The 18,639-nt window shown below is 60.2% G+C and carries 18 protein-coding genes; 13 read left to right on the forward strand and 5 right to left on the reverse strand.

The genetic code is table 11. The annotated features are described in order from the left end of the window. Positions 1 to 13: 13 nt before the first annotated feature. Together HB633_RS16900 and HB633_RS16905 are read right to left on the reverse strand one after the other, a co-directional pair. Positions 14 to 415: a type II toxin-antitoxin system MqsA family antitoxin gene (locus HB633_RS16900; RefSeq protein ID WP_213779319.1), complete on the reverse strand. Its 402-nt coding sequence runs from the start codon at positions 413 to 415 to the stop codon at positions 14 to 16. Continuing rightward, a complete protein-coding gene (locus HB633_RS16905; protein WP_213779513.1) occupies positions 412 to 723 on the reverse strand; it encodes a type II toxin-antitoxin system MqsR family toxin in 312 nt (103 codons plus the stop codon). Before HB633_RS16905 ends, HB633_RS16900 begins: the two co-directional genes overlap by 4 nt. A 297-nt stretch (positions 724 to 1,020) precedes the next feature. On the opposite strand from HB633_RS16905, the gene HB633_RS16910 reads away from it, so the two are divergent. From HB633_RS16910 to HB633_RS16925, 4 genes are all read left to right on the forward strand, one after another. Further along, positions 1,021 to 1,716: a 2Fe-2S iron-sulfur cluster-binding protein gene (locus tag HB633_RS16910; protein WP_213779320.1), complete on the forward strand. Its 696-nt coding sequence runs from the start codon at positions 1,021 to 1,023 to the stop codon at positions 1,714 to 1,716. A gap of 9 nt (positions 1,717 to 1,725) precedes the next feature. Then, positions 1,726 to 2,715, forward strand: a complete 990-nt coding sequence (locus HB633_RS16915) for a xanthine dehydrogenase family protein subunit M (protein WP_213779321.1) — start codon at positions 1,726 to 1,728, stop codon at positions 2,713 to 2,715. Continuing rightward, positions 2,712 to 4,940 carry a xanthine dehydrogenase family protein molybdopterin-binding subunit gene (locus tag HB633_RS16920; RefSeq protein ID WP_213779322.1) on the forward strand — a complete coding sequence of 743 codons (2,229 nt, stop codon included), beginning with the start codon at positions 2,712 to 2,714 and terminating at the stop codon, positions 4,938 to 4,940. Before HB633_RS16915 ends, HB633_RS16920 begins: the two co-directional genes overlap by 4 nt. Positions 4,941 to 5,066: 126 nt before the next feature. Continuing rightward, positions 5,067 to 5,654 (forward strand): nucleotidyltransferase family protein, encoded by a 588-nt coding sequence (locus HB633_RS16925; protein ID WP_213779323.1) that lies wholly within the window; start codon positions 5,067 to 5,069, stop codon positions 5,652 to 5,654. Positions 5,655 to 5,666: 12 nt separating this feature from the next. Here HB633_RS16925 and HB633_RS16930 read toward each other — a convergent pair whose 3' ends face one another. Beyond that, positions 5,667 to 6,362, reverse strand: a complete 696-nt coding sequence (locus tag HB633_RS16930; RefSeq protein WP_213779324.1) for a glycosyltransferase — start codon at positions 6,360 to 6,362, stop codon at positions 5,667 to 5,669. 320 nt (positions 6,363 to 6,682) lie between these two features. On the opposite strand from HB633_RS16930, the gene HB633_RS16935 reads away from it, so the two are divergent. The 4 genes from HB633_RS16935 to HB633_RS16950 all read left to right on the forward strand — a co-directional run bounded on the left by HB633_RS16935 (position 6,683) and on the right by HB633_RS16950 (position 10,570). Further along, positions 6,683 to 7,180, forward strand: coding sequence for a hypothetical protein (locus HB633_RS16935; protein WP_213779325.1), 498 nt, complete (start codon positions 6,683 to 6,685; stop codon positions 7,178 to 7,180). 202 nt (positions 7,181 to 7,382) lie between these two features. Beyond that, the gene (locus HB633_RS16940; protein ID WP_213779326.1) at positions 7,383 to 9,674 is read left to right on the forward strand and encodes an FdhF/YdeP family oxidoreductase; all 2,292 of its coding nucleotides are present in this window, start codon (positions 7,383 to 7,385) and stop codon (positions 9,672 to 9,674) included. Positions 9,675 to 9,814: 140 nt separating this feature from the next. Then, positions 9,815 to 10,360, forward strand: a complete 546-nt coding sequence (locus HB633_RS16945; protein WP_213779327.1) for a glycosyl transferase — start codon at positions 9,815 to 9,817, stop codon at positions 10,358 to 10,360. Between the two features lie 33 nt (positions 10,361 to 10,393). Further along, a complete protein-coding gene (locus tag HB633_RS16950) occupies positions 10,394 to 10,570 on the forward strand; it encodes a hypothetical protein (protein WP_213779526.1) in 177 nt (58 codons plus the stop codon). 3 nt (positions 10,571 to 10,573) lie between these two features. Here HB633_RS16950 and HB633_RS16955 read toward each other — a convergent pair whose 3' ends face one another. Beyond that, the gene (locus tag HB633_RS16955; RefSeq protein WP_213779328.1) at positions 10,574 to 11,875 is read right to left on the reverse strand and encodes a sugar efflux transporter; all 1,302 of its coding nucleotides are present in this window, start codon (positions 11,873 to 11,875) and stop codon (positions 10,574 to 10,576) included. A 370-nt stretch (positions 11,876 to 12,245) separates the two neighbouring features. Here HB633_RS16955 and HB633_RS16960 point away from each other — a divergent pair, with 370 nt between their 5' ends. Together HB633_RS16960 and HB633_RS16965 are read left to right on the forward strand one after the other, a co-directional pair. Further along, a complete protein-coding gene (locus tag HB633_RS16960; protein WP_213779329.1) occupies positions 12,246 to 12,698 on the forward strand; it encodes a DUF2000 domain-containing protein in 453 nt (150 codons plus the stop codon). A gap of 87 nt (positions 12,699 to 12,785) precedes the next feature. Beyond that, the gene (locus tag HB633_RS16965) at positions 12,786 to 13,628 is read left to right on the forward strand and encodes a helix-turn-helix domain-containing protein (RefSeq protein ID WP_213779330.1); all 843 of its coding nucleotides are present in this window, start codon (positions 12,786 to 12,788) and stop codon (positions 13,626 to 13,628) included. Positions 13,629 to 13,719: 91 nt separating this feature from the next. Here HB633_RS16965 and HB633_RS16970 read toward each other — a convergent pair whose 3' ends face one another. Beyond that, a complete protein-coding gene (locus HB633_RS16970) occupies positions 13,720 to 14,892 on the reverse strand; it encodes an FAD-dependent oxidoreductase (RefSeq protein WP_213779331.1) in 1,173 nt (390 codons plus the stop codon). Between the two features lie 259 nt (positions 14,893 to 15,151). Here HB633_RS16970 and HB633_RS16975 point away from each other — a divergent pair, with 259 nt between their 5' ends. The 3 genes from HB633_RS16975 (at position 15,152) to HB633_RS16985 (ending at position 18,518) form a co-directional block, all read left to right on the forward strand. Then, a complete protein-coding gene (locus tag HB633_RS16975) occupies positions 15,152 to 15,760 on the forward strand; it encodes an XRE family transcriptional regulator (RefSeq protein WP_213779332.1) in 609 nt (202 codons plus the stop codon). Between the two features lie 99 nt (positions 15,761 to 15,859). Beyond that, entirely contained in the window at positions 15,860 to 17,890 is a 2,031-nt protein-coding gene (locus tag HB633_RS16980; RefSeq protein WP_255580964.1) for an FUSC family protein, read from the forward strand. A gap of 364 nt (positions 17,891 to 18,254) precedes the next feature. Then, entirely contained in the window at positions 18,255 to 18,518 is a 264-nt protein-coding gene (locus HB633_RS16985) for a hypothetical protein (RefSeq protein WP_213779334.1), read from the forward strand. Positions 18,519 to 18,639: the final 121 nt, after the last annotated feature.

The raw sequence follows: 18,639 nt of genomic DNA on the forward strand, positions 1-18,639 counted from the left end.
TTGCGTTTGGGGCTTACGCGGCTCTGACTTCATCTAAAAGATCAGGATGGTGATCCAATATTTTCAGCAACTTGACTAGAGCCAATGGCGGTCTTGTTTTCCCATTTTCGTAACGGGAAAAAGCATTGACGCCGCCGCCAAATATCTCGGCAGCTTCGCGTTGGTCAAGGGCAAGCTTTTTGCGAACGCTCGCAATGAAAGCCGGATCGACGATAGTCGCGTTCACTTGCTTGTTGAATTCAAGCATCGCTGCGTTAATCCGCCACGACTCGGCCGTATCGAATATTGCTTCACTGCAAGCCGGGCAAAAGTCGCCGGTTGCGTCCGGAATCATCGTTGACTCGCCCTTGTATGCATACGGCAGATCGCGTGTGCCGCGTTCGAGTTCCGCTGCGCCACAGACCGGACACTTCATGCGCCTAGCTCCTTGAAGGACACCACAAGCACGTCATCGATGACCGTCAGTTTCAAGTAAATCGGTCCGGCGGATGTGGTTGGTTGATAAACGTCTTGCCAAACGCGGTGGTCGGCATACGTTGTCATGCTTTTATAGAAATCGCTTGGTACCAGTGCTCTAACCACCTGCATCATCTCGTCGAAGTCGAAGCCCAACGCGGCAGCGCCGCTAAGCGCGGACATGGTCGAGCGCACTTTGCCTGCTTCGACAAGAGCAAAAACCACAGAAAGCCGGCAGTGAGGGACGCCTTTTTTCCATGCGCCCAGATTAACCTACTTGGTTAGTATAGACAATTTTTGGGATAGCCGTTCGATAATTCGATCACTCGCTCCCCGCGTGTTTTTACCGTTGAATGTAGCCCTTACCTGCAATCGCGCGATCAGCGCCCCGCCGCTGCGCGCTCCGTGTCGATGGCACCGGACTTGCTCACTGCCTTTGTCTCCATTTGCCTTTTCACCAACAGGAAGGCGAATGCGGACAGCACCGCTGTTAGCCAGACGCATCGCGAGATTGAGTGCGTCGAGCCAACGCCGACCGACTCAGCGAGGAGCTTTCACATCGCCATGCCCCACAAGACCGACAGCACCACTTCATCCCCAGACATAACCAAACCTTCCCGACGCCGTTTCCTCCAATCCGCCGCCGCAGCCGCAGCGGTATCTACCGCACCCTTGGCACATGCACAGCAGCAACCGGTAAGCGCGGAAGCGCCCGTGGTATCGGCGAATCCTGGCGCAGCCGCCCCCCTGATGCCCGTGAAGCTGATCATCAATGGTCATTCTTACGAAATGCAACTGGAGGCGCGCACCACGCTGCTCGACGCCCTGCGCGAATACGCGAGTCTTACCGGAACGAAGAAAGGCTGCGACCGCGGTCAATGCGGCGCGTGCACGGTGATCGCGAACGGCCGGCGCATCAACTCCTGCCTGACGCTTGCCGTCATGCATGAAGGCGAATCGATCACGACCGTCGAAGGTCTCGCAACGGCGCAAACGCTGAGCCCCATACAGGCGGCTTTCATCGAGCACGATGCCTTTCAGTGCGGTTTCTGTACGCCCGGGCAACTGTGTTCGGCCACAGCCTTGCTCGATGAATTCCGTGCCGGCGATGCGAGCGCCGCCACCGCCGATGTCCGCTTCCGCCCGCCCCAACTCTCCGACGATGAAATCCGCGAACGCATGAGCGGCAACATCTGTAGATGTGGCGCGTATCCGAACATTGTCTCGGCGGTGAAAGCCATTTCCATCACCAAGGCATAGGAGCGCGACATGGATGCCATTTCCTACGAACGCGCAGCCGATGTCAGCGCGGCAATCAAGGCTGCGCAGCAGCCGGGCGTTGCGTTTATCGGCGGCGGGACAAATCTGCTCGACCTCATGAAAGGCGGCGTCGCAAGGCCTTCGAAACTCGTCGATATCACGCATATCGACGGCCTCGGCGCCGTGACTCCGTTACCCGATGGCGGCCTGCGTATCGGCGCGCTGGTTCGCAATAGCGACGCCGCGAATCACGCATGGATTCGCGGGCGTTATCCGCTTTTATCGGAGGCGTTTCTGGCGGGTGCATCGGCGCAATTGCGCAATATGGCAACCGTCGGCGGCAACCTGATGCAACGCACGCGCTGCTATTACTTCTACGACACAGGCTTCCAGCAGTGCAACAAACGCATGCCGGGCAGCGGTTGCGCGGCGCTGGAAGGCAACAACCGAATTCACGCGATCCTCGGCGCGAGCGATCAATGCATCGCGACGAATCCCTCCGATATGAGCGTGGCGCTCGCCGCCCTCGATGCCGTCGTGCGCGTGAACGGTCCGCAAGGCGAACGTGCGATTCCGTTTGCGGAATTTCATCGGTTGCCGGGGGATCATCCTGAAGTCGATACCACGCTGAAACCGGGCGAACTGATTACATCGGTGGATCTGCCGCCGCCCTTGTTCGCCGAGCATTCGCATTATCTGAAGGTGCGCGATCGCGCAAGTTACGCTTTCGCGCTGGTTTCGGTTGCGGCCGCGTTGCAGATGGACGGCGACACGGTGAAGACGGCGCGCATTGCGTTGGGCGGCGTCGCCCACAAACCATGGCGGGCGACGGCGACGGAACAGATGCTTGTCGGCAAGCCCTTATCGCACGACACATTGCAACGCGCCGCGGCGCTCGCGGTGCGTGATGCGAAGGGTTATCGCGAAAACAGCTTCAAGATCGAGCTGGCTCAACGCGCGATCATCCGCGCGGTTTCCACCGCTGGAGGTATGGCATGAGTGTTCTTGGACAACCGCTCGATCGCACCGACGGTCTTCTGAAAGTAACCGGTCAAGCCCGGTATTCCGCCGATAACCCCGAAGCCAAACTCGCACACGCGGTACTCGTGATGAGCACGATTGCGCATGGCCGGGTTGTATCGATGGACACCGCCCGCGTGCAGTCCATGCCCGGCGTACTGCTCGTGATGACGCACGAAACCGCCATGCGCTTGCCCAATGGCGGCAAGCCCGATGCGTCGCCGCCAGCGGTGCGCAGGTTATCGTTGTTGCAGACCGATGAAGTGCGCTACAGCAACGAGCCTATCGCGGTCGTCGTGGCCGACACGCTCGAACGCGCTACCGACGGCGCGCGCAAATTGCAGGCGTCGGTCAAGTACGAAGCCGCCACGCCCAACGCGGACTACCAGCGCGCGAAGTCCAGTGCGTACCGGCCGGAAAAAATGATGGGAAGGCCCATCGATACACAACGCGGCGATGTCGCCGCAGGTTTGCGACAAGGCCCGACAAGACTCGACGTGGTCTACACCACGCCGAACGAACACCACAACCCGATGGAACCGCACGCAACCCTGGCTCGCTGGGACGGCCCCCATCTCACGCTCTACGATGCAACCCAGGGTGTCTCGGGCGAGCGCAGCGCGGTGGCAAAAACGCTTGGCATCAGCGAAGAAAACGTGCGCGTGATTTGCCCATTCGTTGGCGGCGGATTCGGCTGCAAAGGGTCGGCGTGGTCGCACGTCGTGCTCGCCGCGATGGCGGCGAAGCAGACCGGCCGCCCCGTGCGGCTCGTGCTCGAACGTCCGCAGATGTTCGGCATGGTCGGCAACCGTCCGTTCACCGAACAGCATTTCCAGGTCGCCGCACGCGATGACGGCACGCTGACCGGCATGCGCCATGACGTGATATCGACGACATCGACTTTCGAGGACTGGAACGAAAGCTCCGCCATTCTTACGCGCATGTTGTACGCCACGCCGAATCAGGCGACCACGCACAAGCTCGTGAAACTCGATGTCGGAACGCCCACGTTCATGCGCGCGCCGGGCGAGACAAGCGGCTCGTTCGCCCTCGAATCCGCGATGGACGAAATGGCATACCAGTTGAACATGGACCCGCTCGCGTTCCGCCTGAAAAACTACGCCGACATGGAACCGCAGGAGAAAAAACCGTGGTCGGAAAAGTCGCTGCGCGAGTGTTATGAGAAAGGCGCGGCGAAGTTCGGCTGGTCGCGGCGCAACCCTAAACCGCGTTCCATGCGTGAAGGCAATACGCTGATCGGCTGGGGCATGGCAACGGCAACGTATCCGGCGAATCGCAGCGAGGCATCGGCGGTCGTGCGCATCCTGCCGGACGGGACGGCGATGGCGGCATCGGGCACGCAGGATCTCGGCACCGGCACGTTCACAGTGATGACCCAAGTCGCCGCCGATGCCCTCGGCTTCCCGATGGAAATGGTCACGTTCGCGCTCGGGGATTCGTCGTTGCCGAAAGCGCCGGTATCGGGCGGATCGCAATCGGCGGCAAGTGTGTCGCCGGCGGTGCGCGAAGCGGCATCGCAAGTGCGCGGCAAGTTGATCGCGATGACCATTGCGGACTCGGCGTCTCCGTTGAGCGGCGTATCGCCCGATGACGTGACGGTCAACAACGGCTGGGTGATCAGCCGCGCGGACCCATCGAAGCGCGATCCCGCGGCGGCCGTGATTGCGAGAAATGGCGGCAAGCCGATCGAAGCCACGGCCACCGTAAAACCCGGCGACGAAAAAAAGGAATACGCGTTCCACTCGTTCGGCGCGGTGTTCGCGGAAGTTCATGTCGATGCCGATCTCGGCACGATTCGCGTCGCGCGCGTGGTGAGCGTCTACGACGTCGGCAATTTGCTCAACGAAAAAACCGCGCACAGCCAGTTGATGGGCGGCGTGGTGTGGGGCATCGGCTCGGCGCTGACCGAGAAGAGCGAACTTGATCCGCGCTACGGCCGCTACACGAATGCCAATCTCGCGGAGTACCACGTGCCGGTGAACGCCGATATCAACTCAATCGACATCACCGTGCTCGGCCAGGCTGATCCGCATATCAATTCGCTGGGCGTGCGGGGTATCGGCGAGATCGGCATCACGGGCGTGGCGGGCGCGATTGCCAACGCGGTGTATCACGCCACCGGCGTGCGCGTGCGTGATCTGCCGATTACGCTCGACAAGGTCATGCCGAAGACGATGGTTTGACGGTTTGTCGTTGCGGAAACCGCGCGGTTTAAAACGCCGCGCGGTTTTTTTCGTGCTTGCCGCGCGCGATGCGGCTTGTCAGAATCGACGCTTCTCTCTTTTTCCCTCTTCGTCAGGACGCCGGCCATGAGTTATTCATCGAGCGCAACCGGCATCCTGCTTGCCGCCGGCTACGGTTCCCGCTTCGACCCGAGCGGCCTTCACAACAAGTTGCTCGCCACGCTTCCCGACGGCACGCCGGTGGTATTCCAGTCCGCGCGGCGTTTGTTGTCGGCTGTATCGAGCGTGCTTGCCGTGGTTCGGCCGGGATCGGAGAAGCTCGCTGAGGTTTTAAACGAGGCGGGCTGCAACGTGATGTTTTCCATCGATGCCGAACGCGGCATGGGCGCCACGCTCGCCGCCGCCGTGCGTGCGACGCCGGAGGCCGAGGGCTGGCTCGTGACGCTCGGCGACATGCCATGGATAGAGCCGGGGACGGTGGAAGCAGTCGCGCGCTCGCTGGACGCGGGGGCGTCGATCGTGGCGCCGTTTTATCGCGGGCAACGGGGACATCCGGCGGGGTTTGGCGCGATGCACCTGGAAACGCTCAGCGCGCTCGATGGTGACGCCGGAGCGCGGGCGCTGTTCATGTCGGAGACGGTGGCAAAGATCGATGTCGACGATGCGAACATCTTGCGCGATGTCGATGTGCCGGGGGATTTGCTGGGTCGATGAAGCGCAGTTTGCTCAAGCCGCCAACACCCCATCCTCATCCGTCGATACCAGAAAGCAGCGCCGGCTCATATCGACCAGCGTCGCTCCGAACCCCTTGCGCGCCCTGAAGTCCGTGCGCGCGCTCGTCACCACGCGCGGCGCCGCGCTCCATGCAATCGACGCGCCGTCGGCAATCAACGCCTCGACGAGCGCGACGTCCTCGCTATGTTCCAGTGGTGCGAAACCGCCGACGCGCAAATAAGCCGCCGCCGAGACCCCCATGTTCGCGCCATGAATATGCCTGTGGTCATCTGCGTCCATGTAGTTGCGCGCGAAATGCTCGCGCACTGCCGACAAATGTGGCGACCAGTCGTGAATTGCGATGACGCCGCACACCGCATCGGCACACAGATCGAGCTGACGGACCAGCCAGTCATCGGCGACGACGCTGTCGGCATCGGTGAAAGCGAGCCACCTCGCGCCCAGCGACAAGGCACGACGCGCGCCTTCCGCCCGCGCGATGCCGACATTGCGCGCGTCCACGGCGATCACCTCGGCGCCAAGGGACTTGGCAATGACCGGCGTCTCATCAGTGCAATGGTCGACAACCACGATCACGCGCACCTCTTCGCCCAACAGTTGATGATGACTCGCCGCGCGTTTTGCTGCTGTTACACATGCCCCGATCTGCTCTGCTTCGTTATGAGCCGGAATGACGATGCCAATCATGTTCTTCTCTCCGTTCGCATTTTCGTTGTCCGGTAAGCTCCGGACAGTTGCTGGAGACCCACAGCAATAGGCATTCCCAACGGAGGTCGAACCGATAAAAGCCACGCAAAAACATGGGTTTGCGTTATTGCGATTATCGGAAAAAGCGAACGGAACCTGTACAAAATAACAGTACTTGGCGGAAGCCCGGCCAGAAACATTTTGAGACCCGACTGAAACAACACGTAACTGGCGTCAACTTTCCTGGAAGCTTGGCGTTAACCCGGTGACAGCGCCAATTCCTGGCGACAAACTTACCGAACTGTGAGGCAACCGACTCCATGGCCGCCCTTCCGCTTTCAGCACTTCAGCAACGCGAACAAAAACATGGCCACACCGCGCTTATCCCGCGCACGGCCGGTCAACTCAAGGCGGAACATGATCGTATTGTCGGGCGCGCGAAGTTTTTCCTGTATGCGACGATCGCGCTGGCTATAGCCGGAATGATCGCCGTCGTGGCCATGCCGTTCTCGCCGATCCCGGACGATTTCAGCTTCGGCGCGCAGGAAGTGGTCGCCGTGGCGGTGTTCGCAGCGTGCCTGTTCCTGCTGCACGAGCGCGCCGAGCTGATGCTGCGCCTCTACAACTTCGAGCCGGTCGAACAGACCACACAGGGCGAAATGCGCGCGCTGCTGCATCGCGTGCCGGAAGGTGCGTCGTATCAAAGCGCGCTGGCCGCCGAGAACCGCACTTTCGTGACGGTCGAAGTGGAGGAAATCCGACGTCGCGCCGATGCATTCAAACCCACGCCCGAAGGTCAGCAAACCCAAGAAGCCTGACATTGACCGGTGGTTCACACAAACACCGAACCACTCGGCACTAAATAAATGAAAGCCGCCGCCCCGCGAACACGGGCCGGCGGCTTTCATTTTTTTTAAAAACGTTTTGGTCAGGTCTTGAGCCTGTTTCTTGCTGAGTGAAGCTCCGCCAGCGAACGCATTTGAGCCGTTCGCTTCTTGTCCATCCGCGGAGCTTCGAAGCATGAGTAAGCAACCTAATATCAAGCAGTACGACCATCCGGCAGGCGGCTGGGGATCGGTGAAAGCGGTCACGACGATACTTCTCAAAGAACACGTCGCCACCAACGGAACCCGCGTCCTTTTCAAGCAGAACAAACCGGATGGCTTTGCATGCGTGAGCTGCTCGTGGGCGAAACCCGCCGACCCGCATTTGTTCGAGTTCTGCGAGAACGGCGCGAAAGCCACGGCTTGGGAAATCACGACCAAGCGCGCCACGCCGAAATTCTTCGATCACCACACGCTCGCCGCGCTTGAAGCGTGGAGCGACATGGAACTCGAGTCGCAAGGCCGGTTGACCGAACCCATGCGCTACGACGCCGAGACGGACCGTTATCTGCCGATCCCATGGCAACAGGCCTTCGATGAAATCGGCGAAAAGCTGCGAGGCTACGATCCGAAGCGCGTGGTGTTCTACGCCTCGGGACGGGCGTCGCTTGAAACCTCTTACATGTATGCGCTGATGGCCAGGCTCTACGGCTGCAACAACCTGCCGGACAGCTCGAACATGTGCCATGAAAGTACATCGGTGGCGTTGCCCGAGACCATCGGCGTGCCGGTTGGGACTGTGACGCTCGAAGATTTCGATCACACCGACTGCATGTTTTTCTTCGGCCACAACACCGGCACGAATGCGCCGCGCATGCTCCATCCGCTACAGGAAGCGCGCAAACGCAACGCGCAGATCATCACGTTCAATCCGCTGCGCGAACGCGGTCTCGTGAGTTTTGCCAACCCGCAATCGCCGAAGGAAATGCTTTCCACTGAACAAACCTGTATCAGCTCGCAATATCACCAGGTGAAGATTGGTGGCGATATCGCGGCGGTCACGGGAATCTGCAAGGCGCTGATCGAAGCCGATGACAAAGCCATCGCCGCAAACACGCCGCGCGTGCTCGATGCGGATTTCATCGCGGAACATACGCATGGTTTCGATGCATTCGCGAACGCAATGCGCGCGGCCGACTGGAAAGACATCGAACTGGAATCGGCGTTGACGCGCGCAGCGCTCGAAGCGGCCGCGACTGAATATGCGCGTGCCAAGGCAGTGATGATCCTGTACGGCATGGGGATCACGCAGCATCGCGAGGGCGTGCTTGCCGTGCAGATGCTCACGAACCTGATGCTGCTGGGCGGCAATATCGGCAAGAAAGGCGCGGGAATTTGCCCGATTCGCGGCCACTCGAACGTGCAGGGACAACGCACCGTCGGCATTACGGAAAAGCCCGAGCTCGTGCCCATGGACAAGCTCGCCGAACTGTACAACTTCGAGCCGCCGAAAGAAACGGGGCTGACGACCGTGGATACGTGCGAGGCCGTGCTTGATGGTGGTATCGATGCGTTTATAGGACTTGGAGGAAACTTTGCGCGCGCGATTCCGGATCAGGGCGTGCTCGATCCAGCGTGGAAGAACGTGCCGCTGACCGTACAGATTGCGACCAAGCTGAACCGAAGTCATATCGTGCACGGGCGCGCGGCGTATCTGCTGCCCTGCCTCGGGCGCATCGAGGTGGACCGGCAGACCGGCGGTGAACAAACTGTCACGGTGGAGGACAGTACGGCTTGCATTCATGCATCGAAGGGAATGGTCGAGCCGGCGAGCGAACATTTGCTGTCCGAACCTGCGATTGTCGCGGCGCTGGCGAAGTCGATCTTGCCGCCGAATCCAATGATCGATTGGGACGCGTGGGTGGCGGATTACGGGCTCGTGCGCAGCGCCATCGAACAAACCTACCCGGAACAGTTCAAGGATTTCAATCAACGCATGGGGCAGCCGGGCGGGTTTCATCGGCCGCTTCCCGCTGCAAAGCGTGAGTGGAAAACCAAGACGGGAAAAGCGAATTTCATCGTGCCGGCGGGATTTGGTGAGGACCCCGACATGCAATTCGATGGCGAACGCACCCTGCGCCTGATGACAACACGCGGCGACAGTCAGTTCAATACGACGGTTTATGCGCTCGATGACCGCTTTCGCGGAATCACCAAATCGCGCGATGTGTTGCTGATGAACAAGGACGACATGATCCGGCTCGGGCTTGCCGAAAACGACACGGTGACGGCGACCACGGTTGCCAAGGACGACGTGCTGCGCGAACTGACCGGCCTGCAGGTTCACGCGTACGACATTCCGGCAGGTTGCGTAATGGGTTACTACCCCGAATGCAACCGGCTGATTCCCCTGTCGCATCACGCAAAGCGCAGCAAGGTGCCGGCCGGCAAAGCAATTCCAATCCGGTTGCGAAAAATGGCGGCTTAGGGCCAGCTCGAAACAGGCATGAACCGTGCTGCAAACTCCCGGCGCGCGCAATGCCGCGCGAATGCCCATCTGTTTGAATCAACGTTCCGGAGCCGCCCCACATGCTTGCCGCTTCCGCCTTCCCGACGTTCGACGAACCCTTGAGCGCCGAGCTCTCCGCCTTGGGCACATGCGCTTTCGAGCCCGTCGTGCACCCCGAGAACGACTATGCTGCGCTGCTCGCATTTCATGGGATCGAGCCGGACCGGCTGGTCCTGATCGATCCTCACAACAGTACCAGCGCTTCCAGCAACGGCCAGCTATTTGCCGATATCAGCGACACCCTTGCGGCCGATGGCTGGCAAATTGCGATCATCGGCGATGCTTGCGAGTCGGAAAGCACCGGCGCTGTTCTGGGCGCGATGCAGTCCGGCGCGCTGTATCTCGCTGGAGCGATGACTTCCGAGGTCCGGGCTGCGTTGATTGGAAACGCCAGACTGATCCTGAGCGAGCGCGTTGAAGGATCTGCGGTTGCGCGTATTGCGGGTGAACGCGGCACTCCTTTAATAAGCATCGATCGCGTCATTTTTCGCGGGCGCGCCGAGACCATTGTTGGAGCGGCCCTTGCCGAACTTCATACCCAAGGCGCGGCGCATCCCGGGCTGCCTTTCACGCTGCATACGCCTATGCTCAAGGATGCAGCATGATCCATCGACGACACTGAACCACCGAGGCGAGCCATGAACACCCAGACCGTGCAATACCAAAGCTACCGGATGCAGACCAATCCGATCCCCGATCCCCTCGCCGATCCAAACCGCGATCCGGAGGCCGATCCGTTGTCGCCTCCTTCGCCGGGGCATCGGCCGGAAGAACCGCAGCAACCCGACGCGCCGCCGGACGGACATCCCATCTGAGCGTTACACGTTGTTCACCGGTTGCGCGGGCTTGGCGACTTCAAGTGTTGTACCAGACGCAACCGGGTCGAAGGCGGGATCAACGGCGGGATCGATGAACACTTTTGCGCCGCGCTGATAGTTGAAAATAAACAGTACGACAGATGCAGTCGTCGCCAGCACCACGCAAAACACGAATACCGCGCGATACCCCCAGGTCGCCGCGACAAACCCCGACGCCACGCCCGCCATTACCGAACCGGTTCGCATCGTGTTGAAAAACAGCGTGGTCGCGCGGGCAAGCGCGCCGGGCATCATTTCCTGGAAATACGACATACCGAGGCACGACGTCACGGCGACCACGACCGCGTTCAGGATCTGCAGCGGGACGAGAACCCAGAGATTGGGCGCCATCGCGATTCCGGCGAAATAAACAATATGCGACAGCGATGCAAACGCGATCATGTTCGCCTTGTTGATCCGCCGTGACGCGCCGCCGAGCATCAGCATCATCGGGATTTCGGCGAACGCGCCGAGGCCGACCATCTGCGCCACGTGCGCGGTCGTGCCGTGCAACTGGTCCACGATCAATACCGGCAACATGATGGTCGCGATCGCCGATCCCATTCCGATCAGCGTGAAACTCACGAGCGCCGCATACACATGCGCGTTCTTGCCTTGCTGCGGAATTTCGCTGCTGGTTTTGTCGCCGGCTTCGAGCGCGTCGTAGACCTTCGGCTCACGCATGAACAACACGATCACGCCGGCCACGGCAAACGCGCCCGCCGCCGATAAAAACAGTCCGTTGAACCCCGATACGCCCAGCACGATCGCACCGGCCGCCGGCCCGAACACCCACGCGCACGAGAGCGTGGTGCGCAGCGTTGCCATCGGCAACTCGGTGTTCTCGATGCCTTCAGCGTGCAGCCGGGCCTTGCTGAACGTGAACAGTTGTGGAAACACGGCCGCGCCAATGCTCAGAAAGACGCAGCCGAAAATGGTCAGCAGAATGTAGTTGCGCGTGACGCAAAGCAGCGCATAACCAAGGGCCGATCCGGCAATCGAAAGCAGGACGATGCGTTTTTTATCGCTGCGTTTGTCCGCGATGCGCCCGAGATACGCGCTGACCACCACGCTGCTGACGGCCGTCAGCGTCATGAAAATGCCGAGGCGCAGCGGCGTCATATGCGCTTCGGTCGCGCCGAACAGCGACGTGTACGGCACGGCAAAAGACGACGCAATGCCCGAAAGAAACATCGCGAGAGAAATGCCGGGATAACCGGGGAGACGGATCAGCGCAAGGAAAGTCTTGAAGACGGCGTTCATTGAATTTCACGTTGGCGGCCAGGGGACCGTCGTTTCCAGGCGCTCTGCTCGAGCGCGAAAAAAGACGTCAGCGGGCACTTAAACACGCGCGCAGGTTTTTTTCAATGCATCTCACGGATTGTTCCCGATAAACAAAACCGGTTTGCGTTTACAACTTCCAGCTAAACGTTCCTTGAACATGCAATGCAAAACACGGCATCGCCGTTTGTGAACCGGAGCATGGATGCGTGAGAACCTTTCGGCCGCTTAGGCCCATTCGCCGAATGAGGTGGCGGCCGGATAAAAATCGTTCGCCTGCAAAATCGTCCAATACTTTCCGTGGGCGTTTCCCTAGCATTGTCGTTTCTGCGTGTTCTTCAGGAGAAATGCATTGTTAGCGCAAAACGAAGCAATCGACGCGACCGCCGCTCAGGCACCCGCGGAGCCGGAACGTTGTGTCATCGTTGTGGATGAAGCGCTGCCGCCGGGGAAGGCATCGAACGCCGCCGCAGTGGTCGCGTTCACGCTAGGCCAGCGGCACAACCATCTTGTCGGCGAAGCGCTGCGCGAACTCGATGGAACCGCCCACCCCGGCCTCATACCCATCGGCATTCCGGTGCTCAAGGCCACGACCGAGCAATTGAGCGCGCTTCGCCAGAAATCGCTCGCGCATTGCGATGTCGTGGACTTTCCGGTGCAGGGCCAGACCACGACCGACTACGCCGCCTTTCTAAGCGCCGTCAACGCACTGCCGGGCGAGTCGCTGCAATATCTGGCGGTCGGTCTGGTCGGACCGAAGAAAAAGGTCGGCAAACTCGTCGGTGGACTTGCGCTTTTTGCATGAGCGTCATTGAGTTTTGCGCAGGTTCCTGCATCAAGGAAAGCCAGGGCATATCATGACGTTTTCCGCCCCTTTCACAGGCCGCACTTCGTGAACGCCACCGCGCCCACCAAATCCATCAAGCTCTGGCACGCGCCCGATGTAATGGATGCCGTCATGCTGAAGGGCCGTTTCGTCGGTCACCGCTATCCGCCCCATTCGCACGATACCCATTGCCTCGCCGTCATCACCGGCGGCGTGCTCGCGGTCGAGGTCCAGCAGGAGCGGCGTTTGTGCCGTCGTGGCGATGTGATTGTCATCGATGCCGATCTGGTCCACGCCGGACTCGCCGCGGGCGATGGTCAATGGAAAATGCGCGTGGCGCACGTTCAGCCGGCCGCGCTTGGCGCTTATTGCGAACGTCTTGGCATAACGCGGCGCGAGCGGTTCGATTTGCCGAGTCCTTTCATTGCCGATACCGAACTGTCGCAGCATCTTTATGGCGTGAACTGGTGTTCCGAAGTCGACCACGATGCGTTCAAGCGCAGCGAGGTTCTGGCAAGCGCCGTCACTGGTCTGTACGCGCGGCATGCCGGGCATTCGGGACGTGCCGGCCAGTTGCCCGTCGTGCGCAGCGAACCGGCACTCGTGCGCGCGGTCAAGGATCGTCTGCGCGATGATTTGCATGCGGGGCTGACATTATCGACGCTCGCCCGCGAATTCGATGTCACCCCGTTCGTGCTGCTCCGCGCTTTTGTCCGCGAGGCCGGTCTCAGTCCCCATGCATTTTTGCAGCAGGAACGCGTACGTTGTGCCATGCCGCTCTTGCGCAGCGGAAGGCCGATCGCCGAAGTCGGCGCACGAACGGGTTTCGCGGATCAGTCGCACTTTACGCGTGTATTCAAGCAGCAGACCGGCGTCACGCCAAAGGTGTATCAAGCTGCGTTTTCTTGAAACCACCGCACGAAAAAAAACCCGGCATCAAGCCGGGCGCAATTGGTTTTCACCAAAGGAAACAATACGCACTGCATTAAAGCTGGAAGCGTCACACCACATTCTTCTCCACGATTGGCCGGTTTTCGATTACCCGCGACCAACTTAGCGACGACAAGTCCAGCGTCTTATATCTTCCGCCAAGAATGAGTTCGCTGATACCGCGCCCGGTTGCCGGCCCTTGTTGCAAACCATGACCGCTGAAGCCGTTGGCGAATACGCAATTATCGACTTGCGGGTGGTATCCAATGATCGCGTTCTGATCGAGCACGTTGTACTCGTAATAACCTGACCAGCAATTTTCCACGCGCAGCGCTTCGAATTCCGGTACGCGATTCGCAAGCGTCGGCCAGATGACGTCATCGAAAATGGCGTGATCGACCTGATCCAGCGGCAAGTCGTCGGGATCGTTATCGGCATCCGGCGACGTGCCGCAAATATATGTCTTCCCTTCGGGACGAAAATAAACGCCAGTCGGATCGATGAGCAGCGGACACGCGCTCAGCCGGGCCGGTGACGACACGTTGAAAATGCTCCGCCGGCGCGCGCGAACGGGGATATCGATACCCATCATCAACGCGATACCGCGCGCCCACGGACCGGCGGCATTCACCACGCTGTCACACTCGAAGCGCTCGCCGATATGCGTGCGCACATGGGTCACGCGGCTGCCCGCCATGTCCATTTGCGTGACATTGGCAGGCACGTAACGCGCGCCGAGCGCCTGCGCTTTCTTCTTGAGCGCTTGCACGAGGCCGTAGCCGTCGAACCAGCCTTCGCCCGAATTGCCGTAGGCGCCTGCGGCCAGGTCACCGGTATTCAGCCACGGGAATTTCGCGCTCAACGACGTCTTGTCGAGCAAGGAAATGTCGGCGCCCAACCGCGTTTGCATTGCGTGGTTTTCACGCAGCGTGGACTCCCCCGGCGGCGTCGCGAGGAACAAATAGCCGCCTTCGTGCAAATCGATGCACGGTTTTTCGCCATCGACTTCAAGCAGCTCGCCGATACCGCGCAGGAACTCGATCCCGTACAAGGACATCTGCACGGACAAAGGCGTGGAAAATTGCTGTCGAATGGATGCAGCCGAGAGCGCCGATGAAGACCGGGCGTAAGTCGTGTCGCGTTCAATCACGGTAACCGACACGGTCGGATCCGTCGCGCGCAGGAAGTAAGCCACGGAACTGCCGATAACCCCGCCGCCGACAATAACGACTTTTGAACTCACGACTTGCTCCAGACGCAAAAGACGGGAAGACCGACGAGGAATGACTGCTGATTCCTTTTCTAACGCGAGTTTCCGATACGAAACTTTTGTAAGTTCGGAAACTATACTACGCTGTTTTTTTGTTGGCAATATTGCAAGAATCAACGAAGTCCAGGCGTGAAGACTTGGCCTGCTTGGTCCTCGGAACTCAAATAAAGCGCAATCGAGCCGATGGTATTATCGGAAACAACCGCGCTTTTCCGCTTATCTTCCGCAATCCATGGATACGAATCTCTTGAGGCCAGTCGAGCAGTCATCAACAGACCTCGGCCGCCGGGTCAAAGCCGCGCGTCTCCAGCAAAACATGACCCTCGAGGCCGCGAGCCGTTTGTGCGGCGTATCGCGTTCGACTTTATCGAAGGTCGAAAACGGCCTGATGTCGCCGACCTTCGACGTGCTGCAAAAGATTGTCCACGGGTTGAAAATAGACCTGGGCGAGTTGTTCGGCTCCGCGCTCAAGGCCAACGCCGGCGGCCGCCGCGCGGTGACTCGCAAGGGTCAGGGAAGCCCGCACACGGCGGGTTGCTACGAGATGGAATTGCTTGCGACCGAACTCGCGCAAAAGGCGATGTACCCGTTTCGCATCCGCATCACCGCGCATTCGCTCGACGCATTCGAGGAATGGGGCCGGCATGAAGGCGAGGAATTTCTGTTCGTCCTGAGCGGCACGGTCTGCCTGTATTCCGAGCTTTACGCGCCGACGAATCTTGAAGCCGGCGACAGCATTTACTTCGATAGCCGCACAGGGCACGCGGCGGTTTCGACAAGTACGGACGACGCCGAAGTGCTGTGGATCATCAATGAAAAGCAGCGCGGTTCCTCAACGTAGCGCGACACACGGACGTCCATCAAGCTTATGTTGCGTTTGCGAGATCTCCATCGTGAATCAAGAAAAGTAGCGGGACGCCATGGCAAGGCGGCTTCCGGATTGCTCGACTCCGTCGCGCGGAATCGTCCTGTCTGGATGGTCTCGTTTGCGGTGAGCCAGGCGGATTTATCGGAAGGATTGCGCGCCGCGTTTGCATCCACGGTCATGCTGCTGCTCGGCAACCTGCTGCACATGCCCGAGTTTTCGTGGGCGGCGATCGGTGCGTTCTGGACGTGCCTCGCGGACGCGGCGGGCTCGAACCGGATGCGCTTTGCATCGATGAGCGCGTTCGCGTTGTTATCCACCCTATGCGGCGGGCTGACCGCTTACGCGTCGGGATCGAACATCGTTGCAGCGGCCGTTGCCGTTTTCGTTTTTTCGGGGCTGGGCGCGTTGGCGCGAATCTGGGGATCGGCGTCGGCGCAGGTCGGCATTCTCGCAGCAACGGCGTGCGTGGTGATGGTCGATCGCCCCATTCATGGTTCTTTGGAAAGCTTCCGGTTCCTCGCGTTGTATGCCGCCGGATGCCTGTTCGCGACCGCGCTCAGTTTCACGGTCTGGCGCATCCATCCGTTTGGATCGAGCCGCGCCGCCACGCGCGCGACTTACGCGCGGCTCGCCGACATGTCCAGCGACAGCGCGCGTCTGCTCAAGCGCGAGCGCGCCGGATTCCAGGAATGGGCATCGCATGCGTCGCGGTATCGCGGGCAGGCACGCGCCGCGATCGAGACGACACGCAAGGCGTTGGCACGGGTTCCATCGGCAAGGGCCGACCGACGCGACACCTACAACAACCTGCTGCTCGCGCTCGCCGACAGCGAGCAGATCTTCGCGTACCTGATTGCCGTCACCGACGCCTGCGAGCGCGGGCACCACAGGCTGCCGAATCCCAAACGCGCCGCACGCGTACTGGAAGCCTTCGCGGAAGTGCTTTCGCGCCTGTCCCGTGCTCTCGCCGATCAACCCTGGGAGCCGACATGGCGTCAGCGCGACCGGCTTCATTCGCTTGCGCAGCAACTGGAAACCGCGCTGGGCGAAAAAATCGTGCTTCGATTCGATGCCGATTTCAGCGAGCTGGAACCCGCGCCGATCGTGCAGGCGTCCTGGTGGAATGCGGCTTTGCTGAATCTGAAGCACGGTTTTGAAACGCTGAAGGCGAATGCGTCGGCGGAGTCTATCGGCGCGCGGCATGCGGCGCGGGTTGCGGTGGCGGCGACCATCGTATTCATGACGGTGCGCCTGCTTCACCTTCCGTTCGGATACTGGGCCACCATGGCGACGCTGCTGATCCTGCAGCCGTCCATTGCAACGAGCTGGCCGCGCAGCATCGAGCGCGCGGCGGGCAGCGTGGTGGGCGGTCTGCTAGCCGCCGCGATCGGTCTTGCTGTTCACTCACCCGTGGCAATCTCGCTGGTCGTGTTCCCGCTCGTGTGCGCGACCATGGCGCTCAGGCCCGTGAGCTACAGCCTCTTCGTGCTTTTCATCACGCCTACGTTCGTGCTGGTCGCGGACTTTGCGGCCCCGGGTGGCGCTGAGATTGGCTATGCGATCACGCGGCTTACGAACAATGTGTTTGGCTGCGTTGTTGCATTGCTCGCGACTTTCTTGCTATGGCCAAGCCGCGAACCCGCCCGCTTCAATCAGAGGTTGATCGAGGCGATCGCTGCGAATTTTGCTTATCTCGCCGAGGCGCTCGGCAGGTCTAAAAGCGATGAACTCGAACTCGAGCGGCTAAGACGCGTCGCCGGTCTTGCAAGCAACAACGCGGAGGAAGTACTCGCGCGTTTGCGACTGGAAAAACTCGATACATCGAACGAGGATCGTACCGGCTCGACCGCACTCGCGCTGCTACGCCGCGTAGCGGGAACCGCAACGCGCGCACGTTCGTTCGGCGCGGGCTTTGCGGCAAATGCTCCACTTGCAGAATGGATCGGTTGCGTGGGCGAAAGTATCGAATCCGGCTTGGCCGGCGACCCGCGGCATCATCCGGAAGAGGTTTTCCCAAAGGACGGCTTGTCATTACTCGAAGCCGATGCCGTTAATCAGGTCATGTTGCTTCGACGTCTGCTTCGGGAAGCGGGCCGCATCTGAATGCACCGCAATCCGGCAAATCGGAACAACGTAAATCTTAGTAGAGTTATTGTCTTACCTGCCCCAATACCCTAGTAGTCGATGCCCTCCTAAAAGAGGGATTGCCTGCTGGATATCGTCGGCTTATGTTCAAGTCATGCGCGATTCTCGCCGCGCACCAAGACTCAGACGCCGCCAGGGCAGAATTTGGTGCGGTCTCCCCGCATCGCTTTGCCGCCGCACGGTTTTCATCGTGCGGATAGTTCAACGTCATCAATAAAAACCCGGACCATCGCGCTCGCTCTGCACGAAAGGTTCGGGATCCGTTCAATCCGAAGATCCATCTCGCCGACGTCATAAAACACGCTGCAACTGGGAGCGCAAGATGCTGAGCAAACCGGTCAGGGCAAGCAGGCAAATTGACGGCATGGCGATGTCGGCGGAATTCAATCGCGATACCGGACGCCTTAGAATTATCGACGAAGGCGTTGTCATCGCCGAATGGTTTCCGCCTCACTCATGGTTCGCGATCGCGTCCGTCGCGGGATACAGCACGTGGGGAACGCGTCCCAACGAGAAAGACCTTGCCATGGTGCTGCAGAATTTCGTGCTGCAGCGAGGCGGCGATCGCGCACTGGTATTCAGATGAGCGCGCCGGGGCTTATCGCGTGCCGGGCATCGTCCCGGTTCTGTTTGGCGCCCTCAGGATTGAACTTTCCGTGGTTCTCGTGCCGTTGGCTCTCATGCTGCTGATAACACCGTCTGTTCCT

Source organism: Caballeronia sp. dw_276, assembly GCF_018449635.1.
In the GTDB taxonomy this organism is placed as follows: domain Bacteria; phylum Pseudomonadota; class Gammaproteobacteria; order Burkholderiales; family Burkholderiaceae; genus Caballeronia.